The 20,367-nt window shown below is 64.4% G+C and carries 15 protein-coding genes and 3 pseudogenes; 8 read left to right on the forward strand and 10 right to left on the reverse strand.

The genetic code is table 11. The features are described 5' to 3' along the window. Positions 1-4: 4 nt before the first annotated feature. The 3 genes from HB681_RS32225 to HB681_RS32235 all read left to right on the forward strand — a co-directional run bounded on the left by HB681_RS32225 (position 5) and on the right by HB681_RS32235 (position 7,409). Entirely contained in the window at positions 5-790 is a 786-nt protein-coding gene (locus HB681_RS32225; RefSeq protein WP_213958966.1) for a hypothetical protein, read from the forward strand. 76 nt (positions 791-866) lie between these two features. Beyond that, positions 867-2,354, forward strand: a complete 1,488-nt coding sequence (locus HB681_RS32230; protein WP_213958967.1) for a DUF1254 domain-containing protein — start codon at positions 867-869, stop codon at positions 2,352-2,354. 249 nt (positions 2,355-2,603) lie between these two features. After that, positions 2,604-7,409, forward strand: coding sequence for an autotransporter outer membrane beta-barrel domain-containing protein (locus HB681_RS32235; RefSeq protein WP_213958968.1), 4,806 nt, complete (start codon positions 2,604-2,606; stop codon positions 7,407-7,409). A 178-nt stretch (positions 7,410-7,587) separates the two neighbouring features. Here the strand turns inward: HB681_RS32235 and HB681_RS32240 are convergent, their stop codons facing one another. The 5 genes from HB681_RS32240 to HB681_RS32255 form a co-directional block, all read right to left on the reverse strand. Continuing rightward, entirely contained in the window at positions 7,588-7,782 is a 195-nt protein-coding gene (locus tag HB681_RS32240; RefSeq protein ID WP_213958969.1) for a hypothetical protein, read from the reverse strand. A 96-nt stretch (positions 7,783-7,878) separates the two neighbouring features. After that, positions 7,879-9,168 (reverse strand): wax ester/triacylglycerol synthase family O-acyltransferase, encoded by a 1,290-nt coding sequence (locus HB681_RS32245; RefSeq protein WP_256735184.1) that lies wholly within the window; start codon positions 9,166-9,168, stop codon positions 7,879-7,881. After that, positions 9,168-9,347 (reverse strand): wax ester/triacylglycerol synthase family O-acyltransferase, encoded by a 180-nt coding sequence (locus HB681_RS38480; RefSeq protein ID WP_256735185.1) that lies wholly within the window; start codon positions 9,345-9,347, stop codon positions 9,168-9,170. The genes HB681_RS32245 and HB681_RS38480 overlap by 1 nt, the downstream gene beginning before the upstream one ends. A 110-nt stretch (positions 9,348-9,457) precedes the next feature. Further along, positions 9,458-10,912: a DUF1254 domain-containing protein gene (locus HB681_RS32250; RefSeq protein ID WP_213958970.1), complete on the reverse strand. Its 1,455-nt coding sequence runs from the start codon at positions 10,910-10,912 to the stop codon at positions 9,458-9,460. A 17-nt stretch (positions 10,913-10,929) separates the two neighbouring features. Then, positions 10,930-12,354 (reverse strand): DUF1254 domain-containing protein, encoded by a 1,425-nt coding sequence (locus tag HB681_RS32255; RefSeq protein ID WP_256354377.1) that lies wholly within the window; start codon positions 12,352-12,354, stop codon positions 10,930-10,932. Positions 12,355-12,486: 132 nt separating this feature from the next. On the opposite strand from HB681_RS32255, the gene HB681_RS32260 reads away from it, so the two are divergent. Next, positions 12,487-13,212 (forward strand): TetR/AcrR family transcriptional regulator, encoded by a 726-nt coding sequence (locus HB681_RS32260; RefSeq protein WP_213958971.1) that lies wholly within the window; start codon positions 12,487-12,489, stop codon positions 13,210-13,212. 93 nt (positions 13,213-13,305) lie between these two features. Continuing rightward, positions 13,306-13,547: pseudogene (locus HB681_RS38485) on the forward strand (IS701 family transposase); the annotation flags it as partial. A 231-nt stretch (positions 13,548-13,778) separates the two neighbouring features. On the opposite strand, the gene HB681_RS32270 reads toward HB681_RS38485, so the two are convergent. Then, complete coding sequence (locus HB681_RS32270) at positions 13,779-15,047, reverse strand: porin (RefSeq protein ID WP_213958972.1); 1,269 nt, start codon at positions 15,045-15,047, stop codon at positions 13,779-13,781. Between the two features lie 569 nt (positions 15,048-15,616). Next, positions 15,617-16,351, reverse strand: coding sequence for a TetR/AcrR family transcriptional regulator (locus tag HB681_RS32275; RefSeq protein WP_213958973.1), 735 nt, complete (start codon positions 16,349-16,351; stop codon positions 15,617-15,619). 88 nt (positions 16,352-16,439) lie between these two features. On the opposite strand from HB681_RS32275, the pseudogene HB681_RS32280 reads away from it, so the two are divergent. Further along, positions 16,440-16,700: pseudogene (locus HB681_RS32280) on the forward strand (LysR substrate-binding domain-containing protein); the annotation flags it as partial. 149 nt (positions 16,701-16,849) lie between these two features. Further along, positions 16,850-17,581, forward strand: a pseudogene (locus HB681_RS32285) (SDR family oxidoreductase). Positions 17,582-17,680: 99 nt separating this feature from the next. Here the strand turns inward: HB681_RS32285 and HB681_RS32290 are convergent. Genes HB681_RS32290 through HB681_RS32300 form a run of 3 tightly spaced genes read right to left on the reverse strand, consistent with a single transcriptional unit; the run spans position 17,681 to position 19,768 of the window. Then, the gene (locus tag HB681_RS32290; protein WP_213958975.1) at positions 17,681-18,136 is read right to left on the reverse strand and encodes an Rrf2 family transcriptional regulator; all 456 of its coding nucleotides are present in this window, start codon (positions 18,134-18,136) and stop codon (positions 17,681-17,683) included. Positions 18,137-18,150: 14 nt separating this feature from the next. After that, complete coding sequence (locus tag HB681_RS32295; protein ID WP_213958976.1) at positions 18,151-19,371, reverse strand: NnrS family protein; 1,221 nt, start codon at positions 19,369-19,371, stop codon at positions 18,151-18,153. Further along, on the reverse strand, positions 19,364-19,768 hold the full coding sequence (locus tag HB681_RS32300) for a group III truncated hemoglobin (protein ID WP_213958977.1): 405 nt from the start codon (positions 19,766-19,768) through the stop codon (positions 19,364-19,366). Before HB681_RS32300 ends, HB681_RS32295 begins: the two co-directional genes overlap by 8 nt. 104 nt (positions 19,769-19,872) lie before the next feature. Here HB681_RS32300 and HB681_RS32305 point away from each other — a divergent pair, with 104 nt between their 5' ends. Next, positions 19,873-20,208, forward strand: coding sequence for a cupin domain-containing protein (locus HB681_RS32305; RefSeq protein WP_213958978.1), 336 nt, complete (start codon positions 19,873-19,875; stop codon positions 20,206-20,208). Positions 20,209-20,367 lie beyond the last annotated feature (159 nt).

Genomic DNA, 20,367 nt, shown 5'->3' on the forward strand with positions numbered 1-20,367 from the left:
ACCCATGAAGAACATCCTTGCCGCAGCCGCAGTCTTCGCCGCCGCAGGCCTGCCCCTCGGCGCAGCGGCGCAAGCCAGCGGCGCCGACATGAACGCTGCCAACAACCCGCTCACGCCCACCATCGGCGCCAACCTGCAAGACCAATACGTGGGCCGCTCCTACGGTCTGGGCGACGCGGACAGCAATGCCTTCTTGTTTCGTGGCACTTTGCCGCACAAGCTCTTCGGAATGCCGCAGATTCTGCGCGCGACGATGCCGGTGGTGACCACTGCCGACACGCCCTTGCCCGGCGGTCGCTACACCGGCGCGGGTGACCTGAACCTGTTCGACGTGTTCCTGTTCAAGGCCGGCGGCGTCGAGTTGGGCATCGGCCCGCAACTCACTTTGCCCACTGCGAGCCGTGACCAGACCGGCGCAGGCAAGTGGCAAGGCGGCCTTGCCGCGGTGGCCATGGCCCCGCAGAAATGGGGCCTGGTGGGGGGCTTGGTGACATGGCAGAAGTCGTTTGCCGGCGACGACCGGCCGGGCGTCGACACGGCCCAGTTGCAGCCCTTTTTCATCTACAACCTGGAGCAGGGTTGGTACGTGCGCAGCTCTGCCACGTGGAACTTCAACCTGAAGAACGGCGACTATTCCATTCCGGTGGGTGCGGGCGCCGGCAAGATCTGGAAGATGGGCGGCACAACTTACAACCTGTTCGTCGAGCCGCAATGGACAGTTGCGCACCAAGGCGACGGGCAGCCCAAGTTCCAGGTGTTCATGGGCTTGAACCTGCAGTTCCCGCTTTAAGAACTAGCGCGTGCCAGTCGAACTTCCTCACTGCGGTGCCCCGCGCGGCGCCCACCGCCCTTGCATCGGAATCGCCATGAAACGCTCCATTCACGCATTGCTTGCAACGACTCTTTGCGCGGTAACGGTCGCCGGCGCCCAGACACTGCCCCCCGACGCCCATCATTGGCTCGGCAGCGAGACCGTGAAGAGCCGGCTTGGCAACTTCGAGTTCAAGGGCGGCTATCCCACGGCCAAGGCAAGTGACCAATTGAATGACCTGCTGGTGATGAACCGCGCGGTCGAGGTCTACCTGCAAAACGTGTCTGCCGTCTCGATGTACAAGTTCCGTCGGGGCTTGGAGGACTTCGGCGTGAAGACATCCAGCCAGATCGCCATCTGGTCCGAACTGCTGGACGCCAACACCCTTCTTCTGACGGCCAACTCGGACACGGTCTACACCATCACCTTTCTCGACTTGAAGAGGGATGGCCCGACCGTCGTCGAACTGCCTCCCAAGATGCTGGGACTGTTTGACGACATGTGGATGCGCTACATCATCGACGGCGGTGTGGCCGGGCCGGACAAGGGCGAGGGGGGCAAGTACCTTTTGCTGCCGCCCGACTACAAGGGCGAGGTGCCCGCCAGTGGCTACCACGTCAGCAAGTCGCCTACTTACGGCATCTGGATGCTTATGCGGGCGGTGGATCCAGACCCCAAGGCCGCATCGGAGCGCTCCCGGCAGATCAAGGTCTACCCCCTTGCGCAACAGGCCAGCCCCGGGCCCACGACTTTCCTCGACGCGTCGGGCAAGTACCTCGACACCATCCATTCCGATGACTTCAGCTTCTACGAAGAACTGAACGAGCTGGTGCAGCAGGAACCGGCCGACGCGATTGGGTCGCTCCAACGTTTCTACCTGGCGTCGATCGGCATCGTGAAGGGACAACCATTTGCACCCGACCCGAAGCGCCGCGCACTTCTGACGGAAGCGTCCCGGGTCGCAGCCGCGACGGCGCGCATGGTCGCCTATGGCGGCAAGGACCCCGACGCTGTCGTCTATCCCGATCGACGCTGGCAGTGGGCCTTCGTTGGCGGTAGCTATCTGTTCGACAGCCAGGGCTACGAGAACGTCGATCGCCGCGCCGCATTCGCCTACGCGGCCACCGGCAACACGCCGGCCATGGCGTCGAAGGTCGTCGGCGCTGGCTCGCAATACATGTGGACACCGCGTGATTCGAAGGGCAACTACCTTGACGGCAAGAAGTCCTATCGACTTCGCATTCCGGCCAACCCGCCGGTCAAGGACTTCTGGTCGGTGATCGTCTACGACGCCAAGAGCCGGTCCATGCTGCAGAACGGGCAGCGCTTTCCGAGCGTGAGCCTCTATTCCAAACCCGACGCGAACGCCGACGGTTCCATCGATGTCTATTTCGGCCCCAACGCCCCGCCGGGCAAGGACAGGAACTGGGTCAAGACCTTGCCGGATCGCGGGTGGTTCCCGATTCTGCGGTTCTACGGGCCGTTGCAACCATTCTTCGACAAAACGTGGCAGCCCGAAGACATTGTGGAGGTTTTCAACTAGGCAAAGCATGCCGCGTCACGCCGCAGCCGCGACCGGAAGGCAAGGGGTTGTATGGGAGGAGAGACACCCCTGGACGCTGAACGAAAAGGTGCGTGTGTGCAAATTAAGCATAGTGCCGGCAATCGCGTGCGGCGCGCACGTGAGTATGACAACAAAGGATCTTGAATGTCATCTTTGCTTTCAGCTATGCCCGCGCGGAAGCCGCGCACCAACTGTGCGGGTCGCCAACGCCTCGCACCCTTGGCCACAATGTCGGCGTATGTCGTCGCCGGCACGCTTGCATCGACGATCTACAGAAACGCCAGGGCCGACTGCCTGCCCAACCCTCCTACCGATGGCCAGACGGTCACATGCAGCGGGCCCGCTCCGACCACCGTGCAACTCGATGCGTCCGCGGCCTCCGGCGTGACGGTCAATGTCAACCCAGATGCGGTGATCACGGGGAATCACGATCTGATCCTGCTTGGCGCGGGCGCACAGCTCAACAACTACGGAAGCATTCAACCGGTCTCCACGGACGAAGCGTACTTTGGCGTGATCGCTTTCGGCGAAAACAGCACGCTGCGTAACTATGGAACGCTCGCCACAAGCGGGTTCAACTCTCTGAGTTTCGTCAGCATCGCGAACAACAACGTGCTGCGCAATGAAGTCGGGGGAAGGATCACAATTTCGGGCGATTTCGCCGCCGGCCTGCTTGGCTCCAACAACGAAGGCAACCAACTGATCAACGCAGGTCGGATTACGTTGAACACCTTTCAGGGCTCGGGGATGTTCGTAGAGCTTAGCAATCGCTCGGTGCTGACAAACACCGCCACCGGAGTGATCGAATCCAATCTGGATGAAGCCTTCGGGATGGCCGCAGATACCGGCGACGGCCACACGCTGCGCAACGACGGAACCATCGTCACGCGCGGCCAAGGTTCGCACGGGATGCTGCTCAACGACACGACCAACTCGTCGATGATCAACGCAGGATCGATCACGACTTCCGGCGGAAGTTCTGAAACCGTGAATCGTGCGTTCGGCATGTTCGTGAGCGGCGGATCCGGCAACACAGTGGAAAACATGGCCGGCGGCGTTGTCACTGCCAGCGGTATTGGCTCCAGCGCCATGGAAATCGCCAGCAGCGCCGGCAACCTGCTGCGCAACGAGGGAATTCTGAACGTCAGTGGCACGGGCGCACACGGCCTCTACGTTTTGTCCGGCGCGCGCAATACGCTGGAAAACCGCGGCACGGTCAACGTCAGCGGCCAGCGTGGCAACGGCATGCGTGCGGACGACGGCGATAGCACCTTCATTAACAGCGGCGATCTCCTGGTCGGAGGCCGGGACGCCTTCGGTGTCTACATGCAGGGCAACAACAACACCTTGCTGAACACCGGCACCATCCGGGCTTCGGGCGTCAATTCCGACGGGGTGCTGTCCAACACCACGGGCGGCGGCTTCGTGGCACGGATCGAGAACACGGGCATCATCATCAGCGAGCGCAGCTTTGCAGTGCGCGGCGTGAACGGGCAGGAGACGCTGATCAACTCCGGCCTGATCCGCAGCGACGCCGGCACTGCTATAGACCTGCGCGCTGGCAACGACACGCTGGTTCTTCAAACGGGCTCGCAGGTCATCGGCCTCGCCGACGGCGGCACGGGGACAGACGGCGTGATCCTGCAAGGAACAGGCACGGCCTCCAACACCTTTGCCAACTTCGAGACCCTGCGCATGACCGGGACCGACTGGACCTTTTCAGGCAGCGGTGCGTTCAACGACACGCAGGTTGAAAGCGGTGTGCTGCGCGTCAGTGGCGCGCTGACCAGCCCTGTCACCGTGCGGTCAGGAACGCAGTTGCATATCGGCACCGGCGGGGCGAGCGGCACAGTGGCAGGCAACATCGTGGACAACGGCGCGCTGGTCTTCAATCGCAGCGACGCGTTGACCTATTCAGGCGTCGTCAGCGGAGCCGGAAGTCTGACCCAGGCCGGCACCGGCACGACGACGCTGACAGGCGCGAATACCTACGCGGGAAACACCACCGTCGAGGCGGGCACGCTGAGCGTGCGAGGTTCGATCAACTCGCCGGCCGCGACGGTCATGGTCGGCAATTCCGGCGCCGGCGCGCTGAGGATCGAAGGCGGCGGGAAGGTGAACAACTCGGTGAGCGTCATCGGGCAGGCCGCGGGTTCGCAAGGCGCCGTGACGGTGACCGGCAGCGGATCGACCTGGGTCACCGGCAGCGGTCTGACCATCGGCAACGACGGCGCAGGCGCGCTGACGGTCGAGAACGGCGGGACTGTTCGCAGCCAGTTCGCGATAGCCGCAGGGCAACCCACCGGCCAGGCCACGTTGCGCGTCAGCGGCACGGGTTCCAATTGGACGACAACGGACTTACTGAGCATATTGTCGGGAACGTCCACGTTGACGGTCGACCAAGGCGGCCTCGTGCGCGGCGGCAGTTTCGTGATCGGCGAGAACGCAGACGCGCACGCTGCGGCGCAGGTCACGGGACCCCGCTCGACCCTGGTGAGCGACTCGACCTTTGAAGTGGCGCGATCGGGAACGGGCTCGCTGCTCGTTTCGGGCGGCGCTGCGGTCACCAGCGCACAAGGCTTCGTCGGTCGGCTCGCCGGCGGGCAGGGCGACGCCACCGTCACTGGCGCAGGTTCGAGCTGGACGAACACCGGGCCAGACTTGACCGTCGGCAATGGCGGGACCGGCACGCTCACGGTCAACGAAGGTGCCTTGGTCAGTGCCCCTGCGACCTACCTGGCCTACTTTGCTGGCTCGAACGGCACGCTCAATATCGGTGCCGCGCTGGGCAGCGCGCCGGTCGCTCCGGGCACGCTCAGCACGTCCACTGTGAGCCTTGGCGCCGGCACAGGCGCTATCAATTTCAATCACACGTCGAGTGCGTACGAATTTGCGCCGGTCGTCAGCGGCAACGGCAGCGTCAATGCGCTGTCTGGCACGACCATCTTCACGGCCGACAACACCTACACCGGCAGCACGCGGATCGCGCTCGCCGGTGCGCTGCAGCTTGGCAACGGCGGCACCACCGGCAGCGTCGTGACGGACGTGATCGACGATGGACTGCTGACCTTCAACCGTTCCAACACGCTGATCTACGAAGGCGCGATCTCCGGCGCAGGCGCGATGGTCAAGACAGGCGCCGGGATGCTGATCCTCCAGGGCGCGAGCAGCTACTCGGGCAGCACGACGGTCAGCGCCGGCACACTTGTCGTCGGGGATGCGAGCAGTCCGGGCGCGACGCTGGGCGGCGGCGGTACGGTCACGGTCAACGCGGGTGCCGCCATGGGTGGTTACGGCAGTGTGACGGGCAGCGTGATCAATAACGGGTCGCTCAAGGTGGCCGATGCGATCGCAGATACCACCCCGGCCAACTCGGCTGCCAACGCGCTGCGCGGCAAGCCGACACTGTCTCTTGCGAAGCCTGCAATCCTGGCCGGTGGCAATGGCGGCTTCACCATACATGGCCTCTTGCAGAACGCGGGCCTCGCGCAGATCGGTGCTGCCGGCGGCACGCCAGGCAATTCGATGACGGTGACCAGCTACGCCGGCCTGCCCGGCAGCATGCTGGCGCTCAACACTTTCCTGGGCCCGGACAATTCGCCGTCCGACAAGCTGGTCATCAATGGCGGCACGGCGACGGGTTCGTCTGCCATGCGGATCGCCGGCACCGGCGGCGGCGCGTTGACAACGGGCGACGGACTCCTCGTGGTCGATGCGGCCAATGGCGGCACGACCAATGCGGGCGCATTCACGCTCGGCAATCGCGTGGCAGCAGGTGCGTACGAATACCAATTGAACCGAGGCGGGGCGGCCAATGCGAACAGCTGGTACTTGCGCACGACTTTGACGGCACCGCCAGCGCCGCCACCTGCGGAGCCGCCGCCCGCACCACCGCCGCCACCGCCGGTTGCACCAGCCCCGCCGGCCCCACAGGGCGCACCCACCGGCGAGGCGCCACCGCCTGCAACAGCGCCATCACCCGATCCCGCAGCAACGCCAACGCCATCGCCGTTGGCATCGGTGCCCAACTACCGCGTGGAGGTGCCGCTCGACATGGCATTGCCGTTGCTCGCCAACCGACTCGGCATCGCGATGCTCGGCACATACCATGACCGCGCCGGCGAAGACAACGTCGACCCTGCCATGGAGGGCCAGCGGCACGAGGGAACATGGGCGCGCGTGTATGGCGCGAGCCGACAGGCGAACGAGCGCGGCAGCGCTGCCCTCGTCGACCAGCTTGTCGACTTCCGCCGCCATGGGCCCGCCTACGACTTCACCGAAGGCGGCATGCAGGCGGGCGTCGATCTGCTACGCACCACAGACGGGGCCGGCAGGAGCGACGTGGCGGGCACCTACGTGGCGATCGGGCACATCGACGGCAATGTCGACAGCGTCTATGGCGGCAAGGCCGGCACGGCGTCGATGTACGGCTATTCGCTGGGTGGTTACTGGACGCGCAAGGGCGCTTCGGGTTGGTATGTCGACGGCGTGTTGCAGGCCACGCGCTACGACAGCGTCAAGACCCACTCTGCCCTGGGCGAGGATTTGAAGACGAGCGGCTGGGGCGCAGCCGCATCTGTCGAGGCTGGCTATCCCTTCGCGCTCGGGGCGGGATGGGACGTGGAGCCGCAGGCGCAACTCGTTTACCAATGGACGCGGCTGGACGACAGTGGCGACCTCCGTGGTGGGGTCGCATTCGACGACACCCACAGGGGCTACGCCCGCCTTGGCGCACGGCTGACGCGCAGCATTGGAGAAGGCGCAGGCGCAAGCGGCTACACGGCCTGGGCCCGCTTCAACGTGTGGCACGCCTTCGCCCCCGACGCGACCACCACGTTCACCAATCTCCAGGGCTTGAACGCGGTCGCGTTGACCGCTCCGCTCGGCGCGACCTGGGCGCAGGTCGGCATTGGCATGTCGGGCCGCGTCGCGCGCAACCTGACGGCATTTGGCTCGATCGACTACAACCGATCGCTCGACAGCAGCGGCGGCAATGGCTGGAGCGGTCGAGTGGGTGTGCACTGGGCTTGGTGAGTGGGGGCTCAGGTGAAGCGGCAAATGGCGGCGGCGGCAAGCCGAACCGGTCGACCAGGTCCTGGTACACGGCCATCGCGTTGCGGTTGAGCTTCAACTGCGACTCGATGAAGGCGCGGAGCGGCTCGCATGCCGGCGTGATGCTGCTCGGCGCTGAGCCGGGCGGCCGGGTCGATGGTCAATGCGGAGCAGTTTGGATCGGCCTGCTGCCGATTGCGCCCGGCGGCTCGGCGTCGCCTTGGCTGGCGAACTGCTTCTGATTATGATAGCCGCGAATGGTGTTACGCGAGATGCCCGTGACGCGCGCGATCTCTCGCTGCGTTGCGCCGTTGTGCAGCAGCGTCCAGATGCTGGTTTGTAGATGTGCATTCATCACTTGTCCTGCTGGAGACCGCCTCCCGTCATGGTGAAGACCTGATGGCAGCAAGACGGAAACCCTGACGAGGACTCCGATTTGAAAGGACTGCCCTCAATGCCGCGACGCGGCCTTGCGTGGGGAGACCTTGGCGGTGGACGGGGCCGCCGGCGCGTCGAGCGCATTCACATGCGCGAGCAGCGCGCGGTGCTCCTCGACGACATATTCGGCGATGTCCGCCACGTCCGGCACCGCGCGGCGACAGGCAATGAGACCGAAATCCAGCATGCCGTTGTAGCTTTGCACGGTCATGTTGAGCGCCATGCCATGGCTCGGAATCGAGACGGGGTAGTAGGTCAGAAGCTTCGCGCGGGCGAAGTAGAGCCCGACCTGCGGTCCCGGCACGTTCGAGATCAGCACATTGGCGACCGGGGGCAGCCGGTCCGCGAGCTGCGAGCGGCCATACATCGAGACCAGGCCCGACATCAGCCAGGGCGCGCCGAACGAAGGAAAGTCGGTCGGTATCGAGGTCTTGATGCTGCCCATCAGGGATTTCGCAGCGGCCGACGATTCGGCAATGGCCTTGATTCTCTGCACCGGATCGGCCACGTCGGTCGCCAACGTCATGATCGTCATCGAGACCTGGTTATTCGACGAGGTATCGCCGGACTCTCTCAGCGTGACCGGGATAGCCGCCGTCATCGGCTTCTTCGGAAGGCTGCCGGTATCGGACAGGTAGCGGCGCAGTGCGCCCGCGCAGAGGCCGAGCACCACGTCGTTGAGGCTCGCGCCCAGCCGCTTGCCGATCACCTTGACCTCGGCCATCGGGATCGAGCGCGCTGCATAGGCGCGCTGGTTCGTGATCGCCACGTTGAGCGGGGTTCGCGGACCGAGGATGTTGATATTTTTCGGAATACTCCAGCGCGTGCTGCCCCCGCTCTTCGGTTGCGGGATGACGAGGCTCTTCACCGCGCGCGCCATGTCAGGAAAGGTCTTCACCAGCTTCACGTACTGCTGCAGCGTGTTGGTCAGCGCGGCGCCCGCGAGTTCGGCCACGCCGAGCTGCTGGTGCTTGCCGCGCGCGATCTGCCGCGGAGGCTTGATGGCGCGGGGCTCGGGCGTCAGGTCCATGATCGCGTGCGCGAATGCAGTGCCCGCCTGGCCGTCCATGCCCGCGTGATGCAGCTTCGAATACAGCGCGACGCCGCCACCCTGCAGCCCGTCGATCACGAAGAACTCCCACAGCGGCCGGCTGCGATCCAGCAGCGTCGAATGCAGTCGCGCCACGTACTGCTCGAGCTGCTTCATCGTGCCGGACCGCGGCAGCGAGACGCGCCGCACGTGGTAGTCGAGGTCCACCTCGTCGTCCTCCACCCACACCGGGTTGGACAGCTCGAAGGGCATCAGGGCGAGCTTGCGCGTGAAGACTGCATGCGGCTCGCGACATGCGCCTTCACGTCCTCGTAGAAGTCCCGATCGTAGCCAGCAGGGAGTTCCAGCAAATGCAGGCCGCCTACGTGCATCGGCGTCTCTGGCGTTTCAGCGTGCAGGAAGGTTGCATCAAGGCCGCTGAGGTGTTTCATTCAGGCATCCTGGAGGTTGTGGCGCAACGATCGGGGCGGTGCGAAGGATAGTGCAAACCGAAGCGGTCTTCACGGGGCGGGCGGTTGTTCGGGAGCTGCGACGCTTGCCGCTATTTCACCAACTCGAAGTCGCCCGGCGCCCAGCTCTTGTCGAACGCAGCCTGCTCCGGTCCGTAGATGCGGATGTAGGCGAACCAGCCCTTGCCGGGCGTCGTCTTGATCCACCGGCTTTCCTTGCCCGGCGGCGCGGTCGGGCCGACGTAGAGATCCAGCGGCGCGTTCGTAGGCGCATCCTTGAGTTCGAACAGCGAGCGCAGCGCACCCTTGTCCTGGTCCGTCTGCACCTGCGAGCGCGTCGCGGTGTCGTAGACGGTCACGGACCAGAACAACTTGCCTGGAACCGGCGTGGGCATCGTGAGCTTGTAGTTCTTGCCGCCGTCCAGGTACACGCCCTTGGCATCGCGCACGCTCATCCAGTAGAGCGATCCCGCACCGGCGCTGCGGCGGAACATCGCGGGCGAGGTCACGATGGCTTGGGCGAACCAGCGGTCGCGCGCTTCCAGGTCGATGCCCGCAGGCGTCTCGAACTGGGCGCTGCCGGGCACCAGGCCGACCCATTCCCACTGGCGGTCTGGCCAGTTCTTGCGGTCCGCACGCGCACTGTCGAAGGCCGAGACCAGCAACTGGTCGCGACCGGCCCTGGCGGCCTTTTCCAAGATGCCTTTCATGCGGGCGTCGGGATTGAACGGCTTGCCGCGTTCGATGCCCAGCGCGGACAAGAGGCCATACATCGGCAGGTACTGCGGAACCAGCGGCTCGGCGCTGATGACCTTGCTCAGTTGCTGCCAGAACGCAATGTTGTCCTCCCACGCCAGCGACGAGCTGTCGGTGGCTTGCGCCGACGTGTCCACCACCTTCAGCACCTGCGGCTGCGCGGCGGTCGACAGCGGATAGATCTTCACCGCGCGCAATGCGTCGAGGGCCTTGGGGACGTTTCCTCCAACAGGCAACGCGCGCAGCGCGAGCAGGTTCTTGAAAGACTTCGAGCGGCCGACGAAATAGCCGGCCGGCGGGTCGCCCTGGTAGTCCGGCGGCAGGACGAGATGCTTGCCGCCCTTGCCTTGGTCCGGTCCGGGCAGGCCCAGGTCCTGGACCCAGCCCTGGTTGTGATCGTTCACCAGGCCGATGTACGGCCCCGGCGGCAGCTCGATCACCATCGGACCCTGCGAGACGTCCACGACGCCGGAGCCGTAGGGCGTGTCCGAGTTCAGCGTGAAGCCCACCTGCCGTGGGCCGGCAGCGACGATGCTGAAAGCCTGGTTGTCCTGGATGCCGGCAGTCCGCTTGCCATTGAAAACGCCTTCGACGGAAACGGTCGGATACCAGAAGCGGTAAGCCGTCACTGCACGCTGGAAGTCGACGTCGTCACGAACGCGCCGCGACGTGTCCGCCGTGGGATAGCCGCGCTCGAAGACATATGCGCCCGCGGCCGGCGGCGATTGGGCACAGCCGGTCGAAAGGACGGCGGCGGCAGCCGCGACGCAAAGGGAGAGGAAACGGTTCATGGGGAGCTTTCTCATGATCACAGGGCTTCGGTCATGCGCTTCACGCCAGGCGGTACCCAGCCGCCGGTGAATGCTTCCGCGCGCGGCAGGTACACCCGCATCGTCAGCGAGAAGTTGCCGTTCTGCGGTGCCGGCAGCCAGTTCGAATCCCGTCCGCTGCCAGGCGGCTTGCCCTGGATGTAGAGGTCGAGCGAGCCATCCGCGTTGAACTGCAGTGCATCGCGGTCGCCGATGGCAAAGCGGTTGATCGCGTTGGCCACCTGGAAGCCCTGCGTGTCGTACAGGGTCACCGACCAGAACGCATCGGCCGGCGGCAGCTTGTCCTTGTCGAAGTGCAGCACATAGCTCTTGTCCGCAGAGAATGGCTTGCCATCGGCGTCGACGAAGGTGGTGGGGTAGATCGAGTCTTCGGGCAGGTTGGCGCCGAGTCCGGCGAGCGCGATCACGGCGCGTTGCTCGTAGTTGCTGCCATAGCTGCCGATGCCTTCCGTAAGCACCCTCCATCCGTTCACGCGTGTGCCGAAGTCACGCAGGCGTTTCTGCAGGCGGGCCTTGGCATCCTGCGCCCCGGCGTTGATCGCCTCGATCGTCGCCGGGTCCAGCTTCGATGCGTCGAACGACAGGCCCGGCGCGAGTCCGATGGCTGCGGCGCGCATCAGTGTCGGGTAGTCGCTTGCATGCGGCGGGTTCTTCTTCATCAACTCCGCCAGGCGGGTGAGCATCGTCACGCCGTCAAGCTTGCCGACCTGCACCAGCGGCGGGGTCTTGGCGTCGATGGATGCATCCACGCGCGCCGGCGCGGCCTTGACTTCGGGCTTGCCCCAGCGGCTCAACGGCGTGAGCTTGAAGCCGTCCTGGATCTTGTGGACGTTCGGGAAGTCGGCGGGACCGTTGGTCTGCGTGCGACCCGTAATCCAGGTCATCGACGTAGGCGTCTCGACGCGCGTCACGCCTGCAGGCAATTGCCCCTGCCAGCCGCGCGGCACCATCGCGAAGTTGCCGCCGGTGTTGCCGGTGGTCCGCGTGCCCGGCACCGAAAAGACATCTGTCCACATGTCGAGCGAAGGCACGAGGTAGTAGCGACCGCCACTGTCGGGCACGGTGAGCACGATCGGCTCCTTGCTCACGTCGACCCATGCGAAGGAATACAGCGTGTCGAAGTTGTAGCGCACCACGTCGCGCGATTCGGCGCCGGGGAAGGTGCGGAAGTGCGCGAACTGGTTGACCGGGGCGCGCATGGGCACCGACGTGGCATCCGGCACGTTGGTTTGCTGCTGCATGGTCGTTTCCATCAGCACCATCGGATAGCCATAGATGTAGAGGTCGCTTGCAAGGGCTCTGGCCTTGGCCGGCGAAAGGGGTTCTGCCGCCTGGGCGCTGGCAAGCGGCAGGGCCAACACGGTCACGGACAGCAGGCGTGCGAGTCGTCGACTCAGATTCATGGAGGTCTCCAGATGGGTTTTAATGTGTTGAATTAATGTAATGCCTTACATTAGAATCCACCTATCGCCTCGGAGACACCCGCACTTTCGACAGGACCCGTGCGACAGTTCTTGCCACCCACAATCCATCACATGCAACGCGCCCCCCGCAACAGTTCATCGCCAGCAGCTGCAGCGACCGCTCCCGTCGAAGCCGGCGAGAGCGCGCGCCGCCTCCTGGAAACCGCCGAGCGGCTTTTTGCGGAAGAGGGTGTGGACGGCGTCGCCTTGTCGCGCATCGTGTCGATGTCGGGGCATCGAAACGCGTCCGCGCTGCACTACCACTTCGGGTCACGCCAAGCCATCGTGTCGAACGTGCTAAACATGCGGCTGGACCACATCAACGGGCTGCGCAACGTCATGCTCGACAAGATCGAACGTGAAGGCCGAGGGGGCAATGGGCGAGACGTGTTCGAGGCGGTCGTCCTGCCGTTGCAGCAAACCATTGCTTCGACCGCATGGGGCGCGGACTATGTGCAGGTGCTTGCGCAGTCGGTCCTCAATCCGCGGATCATGCGCAGCGATCTCATCGATCGCGGCAAGCTCACGGGCTTCCTGCGCGTGCGCAAGCTACTGCACGCCGCACTGCCTGGGGTTCCGCCCCCGGTGCTGGACGACCGATTCGTATGGGCCAACGAAAACGTGATCCTCGGCCTGGCCCGCTGGAGCCGGGCTGACGCAGCCGACCGGATGCTTGTCGATGTTGCGCAAGACTTGGTCGACTTTGCCGTTGGCGGGCTCGGTGCGCCGGTTTCGCGCGTGATTCCGGTGCGCAGCCGCGTCAAGGCGATACAGGGCCTCGATCACTTCTTTCGCTGAGCGGCTGTTTTCCGGGAAGCGCCGGCATGTTCCGCTTCACTCCAGCCGGCTGAACCGCGAACATCGTCATTCCCAGCGCCCACGGGTTGCCTTATGCGCTGGCGCATCGACTACCAGGAACTCAAGCAGGAACCGGGGCTCGGGCACTACGAAGGCAGAGCTGGCGGGGGTTCCATCACCATGCCAGCCTGAGCATCGGCGCGTACGGCTTCTTGATGGCCCAGCAACTGCGCCATCCCGAGAGCGCCGGCAAAAAGAACGCTGCACGACGCGAAGAACCTGCCTTACCCACGCATTACAAGCCTCGCGGTAGCCCAGCGTACGCAGCGCCACGTGCCTTCGTCGATCACGACTTTGCGGCTGCTTATCGCCGCGGCCTTGCACAAGACACTACCCCGATGCCCGTGCCGCCTGCGCGCAAACGCAAGCGGACCCGTTTTCGCACAACCCCACAGAGACAAGACGCTGGACTCAAGCCAAGGAGCCTCCTCAAAATGAGGGGCGGTCCACCTCGCCAGTGCTGGATTCGCCCACTCAATGGTCGGGTGCAACTGCCGTTTTTAGGCTCAGAACGCGTGCCGGATCCCGAAGTCGTAGCCGTAGCCACGTCCCGCCCGATAGCCGGGCGCCGAGGAGTTGATCGTGTTGGTGTAGCCCGGACCCGTGTCGGCCGAGGTCACGCTGACCGGCGAGATGGCCGCACCGTTCCCGTTGTCCGTCACCGCGAAGGTGGTGTACAACGCCGTGCGCTTCGACAGGTTGTAGACGTAGCCGATGGCGTACTTGCGCGCCTTCGGCGGCGGCGTGGTCACCGGCACCGCCCCGATGCGCGTGAAGTTGGAAAACTCCCCCTTCACCTGCGCGTACGACGCCTTGATCATGCCCACCCCGATCGGGATGGTCAGGCCGACCAGATAGTTGTTGGTATCGAGGTCGGCCGGCGGGCTCAACGCGGGCGTGAGCGGGAAGTTGGCGATGTTCACGAAGTCGGTCTTGACGTCGACCTTCGAGTACTCGCCAAAGAGTTTCACCGGACCGAAGTCGTACGAGGCGCCGGCGTTGAAGGTGGTCACGTTGGTGGTCGAGCCGAAGCGGTAGTTGTCTGCGACCGTGCTCCCGCCGTAGGCCACGGCCACGTCGAGCGCGCCATTGGCGTAGCCGACGCGTCCGCCCGCATAGCGGCCCAGGCGCGCGTTGTTGGCGGTCGTCGGATCGTTCAGCGCATCCGAGTGGACCACCTCGTTGAACGCATACATCACCTGGCCGTAGAAGCCGCCCAGGCTGGGCGGCAGGAAGTAGCCGACCGAGTTGGACTTGCGCGCGTAGAACCCGCGGTTCAGGGCCAGGGTCGGGAACGCGCTGCCCAGCGTCTGCACGATCAGGCTGCTGCCCGAGCCAGCGTTGCCGAAAGGATCGAAGACCGCGTCGTTCCAGAAGGTCGGGCTGTAGTCACGGCCGAGCCGCACTTCGCCGAAAGGCCCGAGCAGGCTCACCGTCGAGCGCCGGTCGAAGTAGAGCGCGCCGCGGCCCACCGTCGCCACATCGCCCCACATTGAGGACTCCAGCCAGAAGCCCGCGGCCAGCCCGCCGCCAAGGTCTTCCTGACCCCGGAAGCCCACTCGGCCGCCTGCGTTTCCGCCATTGGACAAGGCCCATTGGTTCTGCGTGAGGTCCGGCTTCGGCGTCGCGGGCAGGACGCCGTTGCTCTGGTACTTGCTGTTGGTCTCGTAGTAGCTGACGCCAATGTCGACGACGCCGAACAAGGTCACGGACGATTGCGCCGTGGCCGAACCAATGGCAGATAGCGCAGCCAGGGCAATGATGGTCTTCTTCATGGATGAAATGCTCTTGTTACAGGGAAGCTCTTGCGCCCGGGCAAGAGGAAGCGAAAGACAAAAAACGAATGTGGAGACGTGGACTTGCGGTCGGTCGCTTGCCGCACGGACAACGGTTGTCAAAACCGGTCTGCGGGGCTTCTGGTGCTAGCCTCAAAGCGTGCACTGAAGGAAATCTTCATGGTTTGCAACGAGGTGGATTCGGATTGATTAAGCCTTCATATTAATTTCGCAAATCATCCTTGCCAATGAGATTTGCGGGAATCGGGTTTTCCCCATGAGGGTCTCAAACCGAGTCTCTCAGGTGACGGACGAGAGCGGCCGCCAGTCGCTCGACCAATCGCGCCGTCAAAGTGTCAATACAACGTCTTATTGCCGCGGCCGGTCGCTGTCCCGTGCACGGGATCCTGGGTATCCAAGTCAGCCGTTGGCGCGCCACGAGCGCGAGTGCTGACGGAGGGACCGCGGCGCGGCGGCGTACGGGGACCTGTGGAAATGGACCAATGGATCTGCCCGGTCTCATCAAGACCGCGTGCGCTTCCGTGCCTGTCGGCCGTAGGGATCTGGACCTAGGTGAAGTAGCGTGCCATGCCTGTACGCTTGGAGCGTGGGGCAACTTTGCGCTTCGAATCGGCGTGCGTTACGGGCGCTTGGAGCCCGTTCACACAGTAGTCCACCAAGTCGTCGACCATGCCAGGTTCGCGCAGAGCGGGGCCTTCTTCGCGTACCCACCGTGCCACCGAATACACCACGTTGTCCGACATCCACACGATGCGCTGGTCAAGCACGGGCCGAGGCAGGTCCGCGAGCGCAGCCTGCAGCAATCGACGCGCTCGCAAGATTCCCCCCAAATTCGCGGGTTCGACGACGTCGCTGGTCATGAGACTGGGGCTGAACGTCGTCTGCGCTAGCACCTGGACGTAGTAGCGGCCCCAAGGCGTCTCGCGCACGGTGTCCGTCAAGGCCTGTACGATCGCCGTAACGATGCCGCGGACATCGTCGCCTCTGCCGCGCGCCTCCATCGCATCGAGATGAATATGTCGCAACGCGTTGACGTGACGAAGTCGCCGGTTGATAAGGCTTGCCAGCAGGTCCGGCAGTTTTCCGAAGTGGTAGAGAACTGCAGCACGGTTCTTCTGGCCGGCCGCAGTCACGATGCTATGCGTGGTAACCGCTTCAATCCCTTTCTCGGCGAACAGGCGCTCCGCGACTTCGAGGATTCGAACCGCGGCCTCAGACGGCTCTCCTGCTTTGAGAAAGAGGACCCGCGGCCCGTGAGTCGGATTCGGGAGCTTGTTGACCATTGGGCGGCGCGGGAGTAAATCTACTAGATGATGAAACGAAAGATTCACCCGTAATATAAGGGCTTAGTGGAGCGGGCGTGGGCCGGATGGCCCCGTTCGCTCGAACGACGCCGAACACTTGCGCGCCGCGGTCATCGGCGGCGTCGGGATTTGCCAAGCCGCAAGCTGGCTGTTCGCGCCAGAGATTGCATCGGGCCAGGTCAAGGAACTCCTGAGCGAGTTTGCCCCTCATCCTTTCCCCATCCATGCCGTCAGCCCGAGCGGCCGCCGAGTGCCTAGTCGCGTGCGCGTGTTCACCGACTTCCTGGCCGAGGTCTGTGAGTCCGAGCCGCACCTTCGTGTGCGATGAGAATCGACCGCCGCGGTGCGGGAACATTCCAGGCCGGCATGCATTGAATGCCCCTGTCCGGTCTTCTGCCAGAAGCGCTGAACCTCTACCTTTCGCTCCATGCCACGCGTCGTGGCAGCCAGCCATTGAATCTGTGAAAGGTGTGCATCATGTCAAAACTCAACGGAAAGGTCGCCGTCATCACCGGTGGCAGCAGCGGCATCGGCCTTGCCACAGCCAGACGCTTCGTGGAAGAAGGCGCCTACGTTTTCATCACCGGCCGTCGCCAGTCAGAACTGGAGAAGGCCAAGGCTTATTTCGGCCGCAACGTGTCAACCGTCCAGGGTGACGTTTCCAATCTGGAAGACCTACACCGCCTGTTTGCCCAAGTCAAGGCAGAGAAGGGCGTGGTGGACATCGTCGTCACCAGCGCCGGCTTTGTCGAACACGCGCCGCTGGCCGTAGCAACTCCCGGGCACTTCGATAAACTTTCGGCGTCAACGCCCGCGGCGTGTTCTTCACTGTGCAGAAGGCGCTTCCGCTGATGACGCGCGGTGGCGCCGTGGTGCTGGTATCTTCGGGCATGCACATGAAGGGCCTATGCGGTCACCAAGGCTGCGGTGCGCTCATTCGCTCGGACCTGGGCGATGGAACTGAAGGAAGCCGGCATTCGCGTGAACACGCTGTCGCCGGGCGCCATCGAGACGTCCATCATCGACGGCCCCCTCAAGACGAAGGACGAGGCTGATGGCGCTCGCAAGATGTTTGCTGGCATGACTCCGCTCGGGCGCATGGGGCGTCCGGCGGAGATGGCTGCGGCGGCGCTGTTCCTGGCTTCGGACGAAAGTAGCTTCTCGACCGGCATGGACTTGGTCGCCGATGGCGGCGTGACGCAAGTCTGATGCTTCGACCGGCCGTTCTTCAGGACCAGCACCTCGAAGAATACGGTGCCGATCAAACCAAGGCGGCCAGCAGATGCAGGACGAGCAGGATGGGATGGCTCATGACAGCGCGCGCCGGTGCACGCTCACGCGGCGCCAATCGAGGCGTGTAGCATCGGTCGTCTCCAGCGCGTCGGCCAGCGTGAATCCGTCCAAGTGCGCCAGAAAGCGCTGCAAGGCGCCGTCGAGCACGCCGGCCAGCCCGCAGTGGCCCGTCAGCGCGCAGGCACTGCCTGTCGCGAAGCACTCGACCAGTTCGAAGTCGGGCTCCACGCCGCGCACCAGCGTCCCGAGGTTGATGTCCTCGGGTCGGTGGGCCAGTCGCATGCCCCCTCCCTTGCCGCGCACGGTTTTGATCCACCCCTGCTGGCCAAGCTGGTGGGTGATCTTCATCAGGTGAGCCTCCGAGATGCCGTAAGCCTGGGCCACGTCGGTGATCGTACATAGGCGATCGGGACGCTGCGCGACGTAGATCAGCAGGCGCAGCGCGTAGTCGGTCATCGTAGTCAGGTGCATCGAAAATTCTCCGGTCAGCGCGACGCGCGCAGCGCAACATCTGCGACAGGCCTGTCGGCCCGCGGGCGGATCAACATCGGGAAGAAGCGCCACAGGTAGAGCGCAAAGGCCAGCACCCATGCGCCTGCCGAGGCGTGCAGCGCGCCGAGGGCGATGGTTGTGGGCAGCAGCGCCACCAGGCGCAGTGCCGCGGCCACGATGACCAACGCGTAGCTGATCACCATGGCGCGGTCGGTTTCCAGCGGCCTGCCCAGATGGCCGAGTGCGGTGCGCGTCACCATTCCGATGATCAGAACCGAAAACCCCGCGGTGCCGATGACATGCGCCGGCCATGCGGCCCGCACAATCCAGCCCATCGCCTGCACGGCGGCCACGAGCAGTCCTGCGCCTAGCGCGGCATAGCCGGCGTACAGGATCCAGAGCAGTGGCACGCGTAGCACTGCCCACGGCCGCCACGCCAGCACCTGGATCAGTGCGAGGCCGCCGGCCGCCGCCAGTGCACCCGCCGTGACGGAGCGAATTTGCAGCAGGCCGCCAAGCACCGCGATCAGGCCGGCGCCGATCTGCCAATGGCCGCTGCGGGTATGCATCGGGATCGTCAAACCAGGAACGGCGCGCATGGCAAAGAATGGAATGACGCGCCGTGCCACCAGCAACGCGATCACGGCCATGCACAGCAAGCCCAGGTTGAAGCGCTGCAGCAGCAGTGCGTGGTCGCCTTGACGCGCGGCCAGAAGGTAGAGCGCGTCGGCCACTCCGAGTCCCAGGACCAGGAGCGGGAGGCCGTAATTGCGGCGGCTGCGGGCACCATAGATGGCCCTGCCCAATGCCGCTGCGGCCCAGGCAAAGAAGGCAAGTTCACTGCAGGCTGCAACCCAGAAGGCGATGGCGCCCGGCACCAGGTAGCCGATGCGCGCGATCGACCACAGCGCTAGCAAGATGCCGAGCGCGGTGCCGCTCAACGGATTGATTCCGGTCCAATTGCTTGTGGCCGTCAGCAGAAAGCCTACGGCGATGGCGGCAATGAAAGCCCAGAGCATCTCATGCGCGTGCCAGAGCACGCCCGGCAGGGCCCCCGTGAGGAGCTGCGGTGCACAGACCCACAGCGCTATCGAAACGGCGGCCCAGAGGCAGCCAGCCAGATACAGCGGGCGAAACCCGAGTTCCAGAAATGCCTGCCATTGCGGCGAGGTCTGCGCACGCGCTGGCTCGGCGATGCGGAGCAGTTCAGACATCCTGCAATTCCGTCGGCGCAGTCGCCGGGCGGAGGCTCATCTGATAGCCGTACCAGAGACTTTGGGCGATGCGCTGGGCCATCTCGTACGCAAATTCGCCCATGGCCCGATTGGGTTGTGCGGCGGTCGTCTCGCGAAACAAGCGCAGCCAGCGCTCGAACGATTCGGCGCTCAGATCGGGCAGGGCCACGTGCTTGGGCATGGGCGTGCCGTTGAAGCGACGCGTACCGCGCAGGATCGACGACCAGAAGTCCACCAGCTTCGCGAGGTGATGGTCCCAGTCGCCGACACGGGCGTTGAAAGTCGGCCCAATCAACTCGTCCTGGCGCACCGCCTCGTAGAAGCTGTGCACCATGCGTGCAATTTCCTGTTCGGTGCAGAGGTCCGGCGAGCCCAAGTTAGTTCTCCGACATAAGATTCATATAATATATATCTTACGCCTGCCGGACCGCATTACAAGGTCGCGGCATTGATCCATCTCAACTGAACGGGAGGCACGCCATGGCCTTGAAGCACGCCCAACTCCTCGATGTGATCGATCTTCATGCCACGCATGAGGCACGCGGCACCTCTGTCAGCAGCAGCCTGTTGAAGACGGCGCACATGCAACTGATGCAACTGAACCTGCCACAAGGACATAGGCTGCCGGCGCATCATGTCCCCGGCGAGATCACCATCCAGTGCGTGGCGGGCGAGGTGAACGTGGTCACCTCGCAATGCAGGCGCCAGCTGGGCGCGGGCCAACTGATGGCGCTGCCGGGTGGCGAATCGCACGAGATCGAGGCCTCGCGGGATGCTTTGCTGCTCGTCACCGTGCTGCGCGTCGGCAGGGGATGAAGCTCACTTGCGTGACCGCGATTCGCGGCCACGCGGATTTGCATTGGCCAGTACGTCGCTGTCGACGGTCTCCAACAGGTAGCACGCTCCCATTCACTGTGACCGCCGGCATCGCAGCATGACGCGCTGCACAACCAATAGCGCGAGACCACAAGTCCA

The organism is Variovorax sp. dw_954 (assembly GCF_018449755.1).
GTDB lineage: Bacteria > Pseudomonadota > Gammaproteobacteria > Burkholderiales > Burkholderiaceae_C > Variovorax.

Coding starts and splice junctions, on each gene's coding strand:
- HB681_RS32225 (WP_213958966.1), top strand. CDS start 5: ATGAAGAACATCCTTGCCGCAGCCGCAGTCTTCGCCGCCGCAGGCCTG.
- HB681_RS32230 (WP_213958967.1), top strand. CDS start 867: ATGAAACGCTCCATTCACGCATTGCTTGCAACGACTCTTTGCGCGGTA.
- HB681_RS32235 (WP_213958968.1), top strand. CDS start 2,604: ATGTCGGCGTATGTCGTCGCCGGCACGCTTGCATCGACGATCTACAGA.
- HB681_RS32240 (WP_213958969.1), bottom strand. CDS start 7,782: ATGAATGCACATCTACAAACCAGCATCTGGACGCTGCTGCACAACGGC.
- HB681_RS32245 (WP_256735184.1), bottom strand. CDS start 9,168: ATGCCCTTCGAGCTGTCCAACCCGGTGTGGGTGGAGGACGACGAGGTG.
- HB681_RS38480 (WP_256735185.1), bottom strand. CDS start 9,347: ATGAAACACCTCAGCGGCCTTGATGCAACCTTCCTGCACGCTGAAACG.
- HB681_RS32250 (WP_213958970.1), bottom strand. CDS start 10,912: ATGAACCGTTTCCTCTCCCTTTGCGTCGCGGCTGCCGCCGCCGTCCTT.
- HB681_RS32255 (WP_256354377.1), bottom strand. CDS start 12,354: ATGAATCTGAGTCGACGACTCGCACGCCTGCTGTCCGTGACCGTGTTG.
- HB681_RS32260 (WP_213958971.1), top strand. CDS start 12,487: ATGCAACGCGCCCCCCGCAACAGTTCATCGCCAGCAGCTGCAGCGACC.
- HB681_RS32270 (WP_213958972.1), bottom strand. CDS start 15,047: ATGAAGAAGACCATCATTGCCCTGGCTGCGCTATCTGCCATTGGTTCG.
- HB681_RS32275 (WP_213958973.1), bottom strand. CDS start 16,351: ATGGTCAACAAGCTCCCGAATCCGACTCACGGGCCGCGGGTCCTCTTT.
- HB681_RS32290 (WP_213958975.1), bottom strand. CDS start 18,136: ATGCACCTGACTACGATGACCGACTACGCGCTGCGCCTGCTGATCTAC.
- HB681_RS32295 (WP_213958976.1), bottom strand. CDS start 19,371: ATGTCTGAACTGCTCCGCATCGCCGAGCCAGCGCGTGCGCAGACCTCG.
- HB681_RS32305 (WP_213958978.1), top strand. CDS start 19,873: ATGGCCTTGAAGCACGCCCAACTCCTCGATGTGATCGATCTTCATGCC.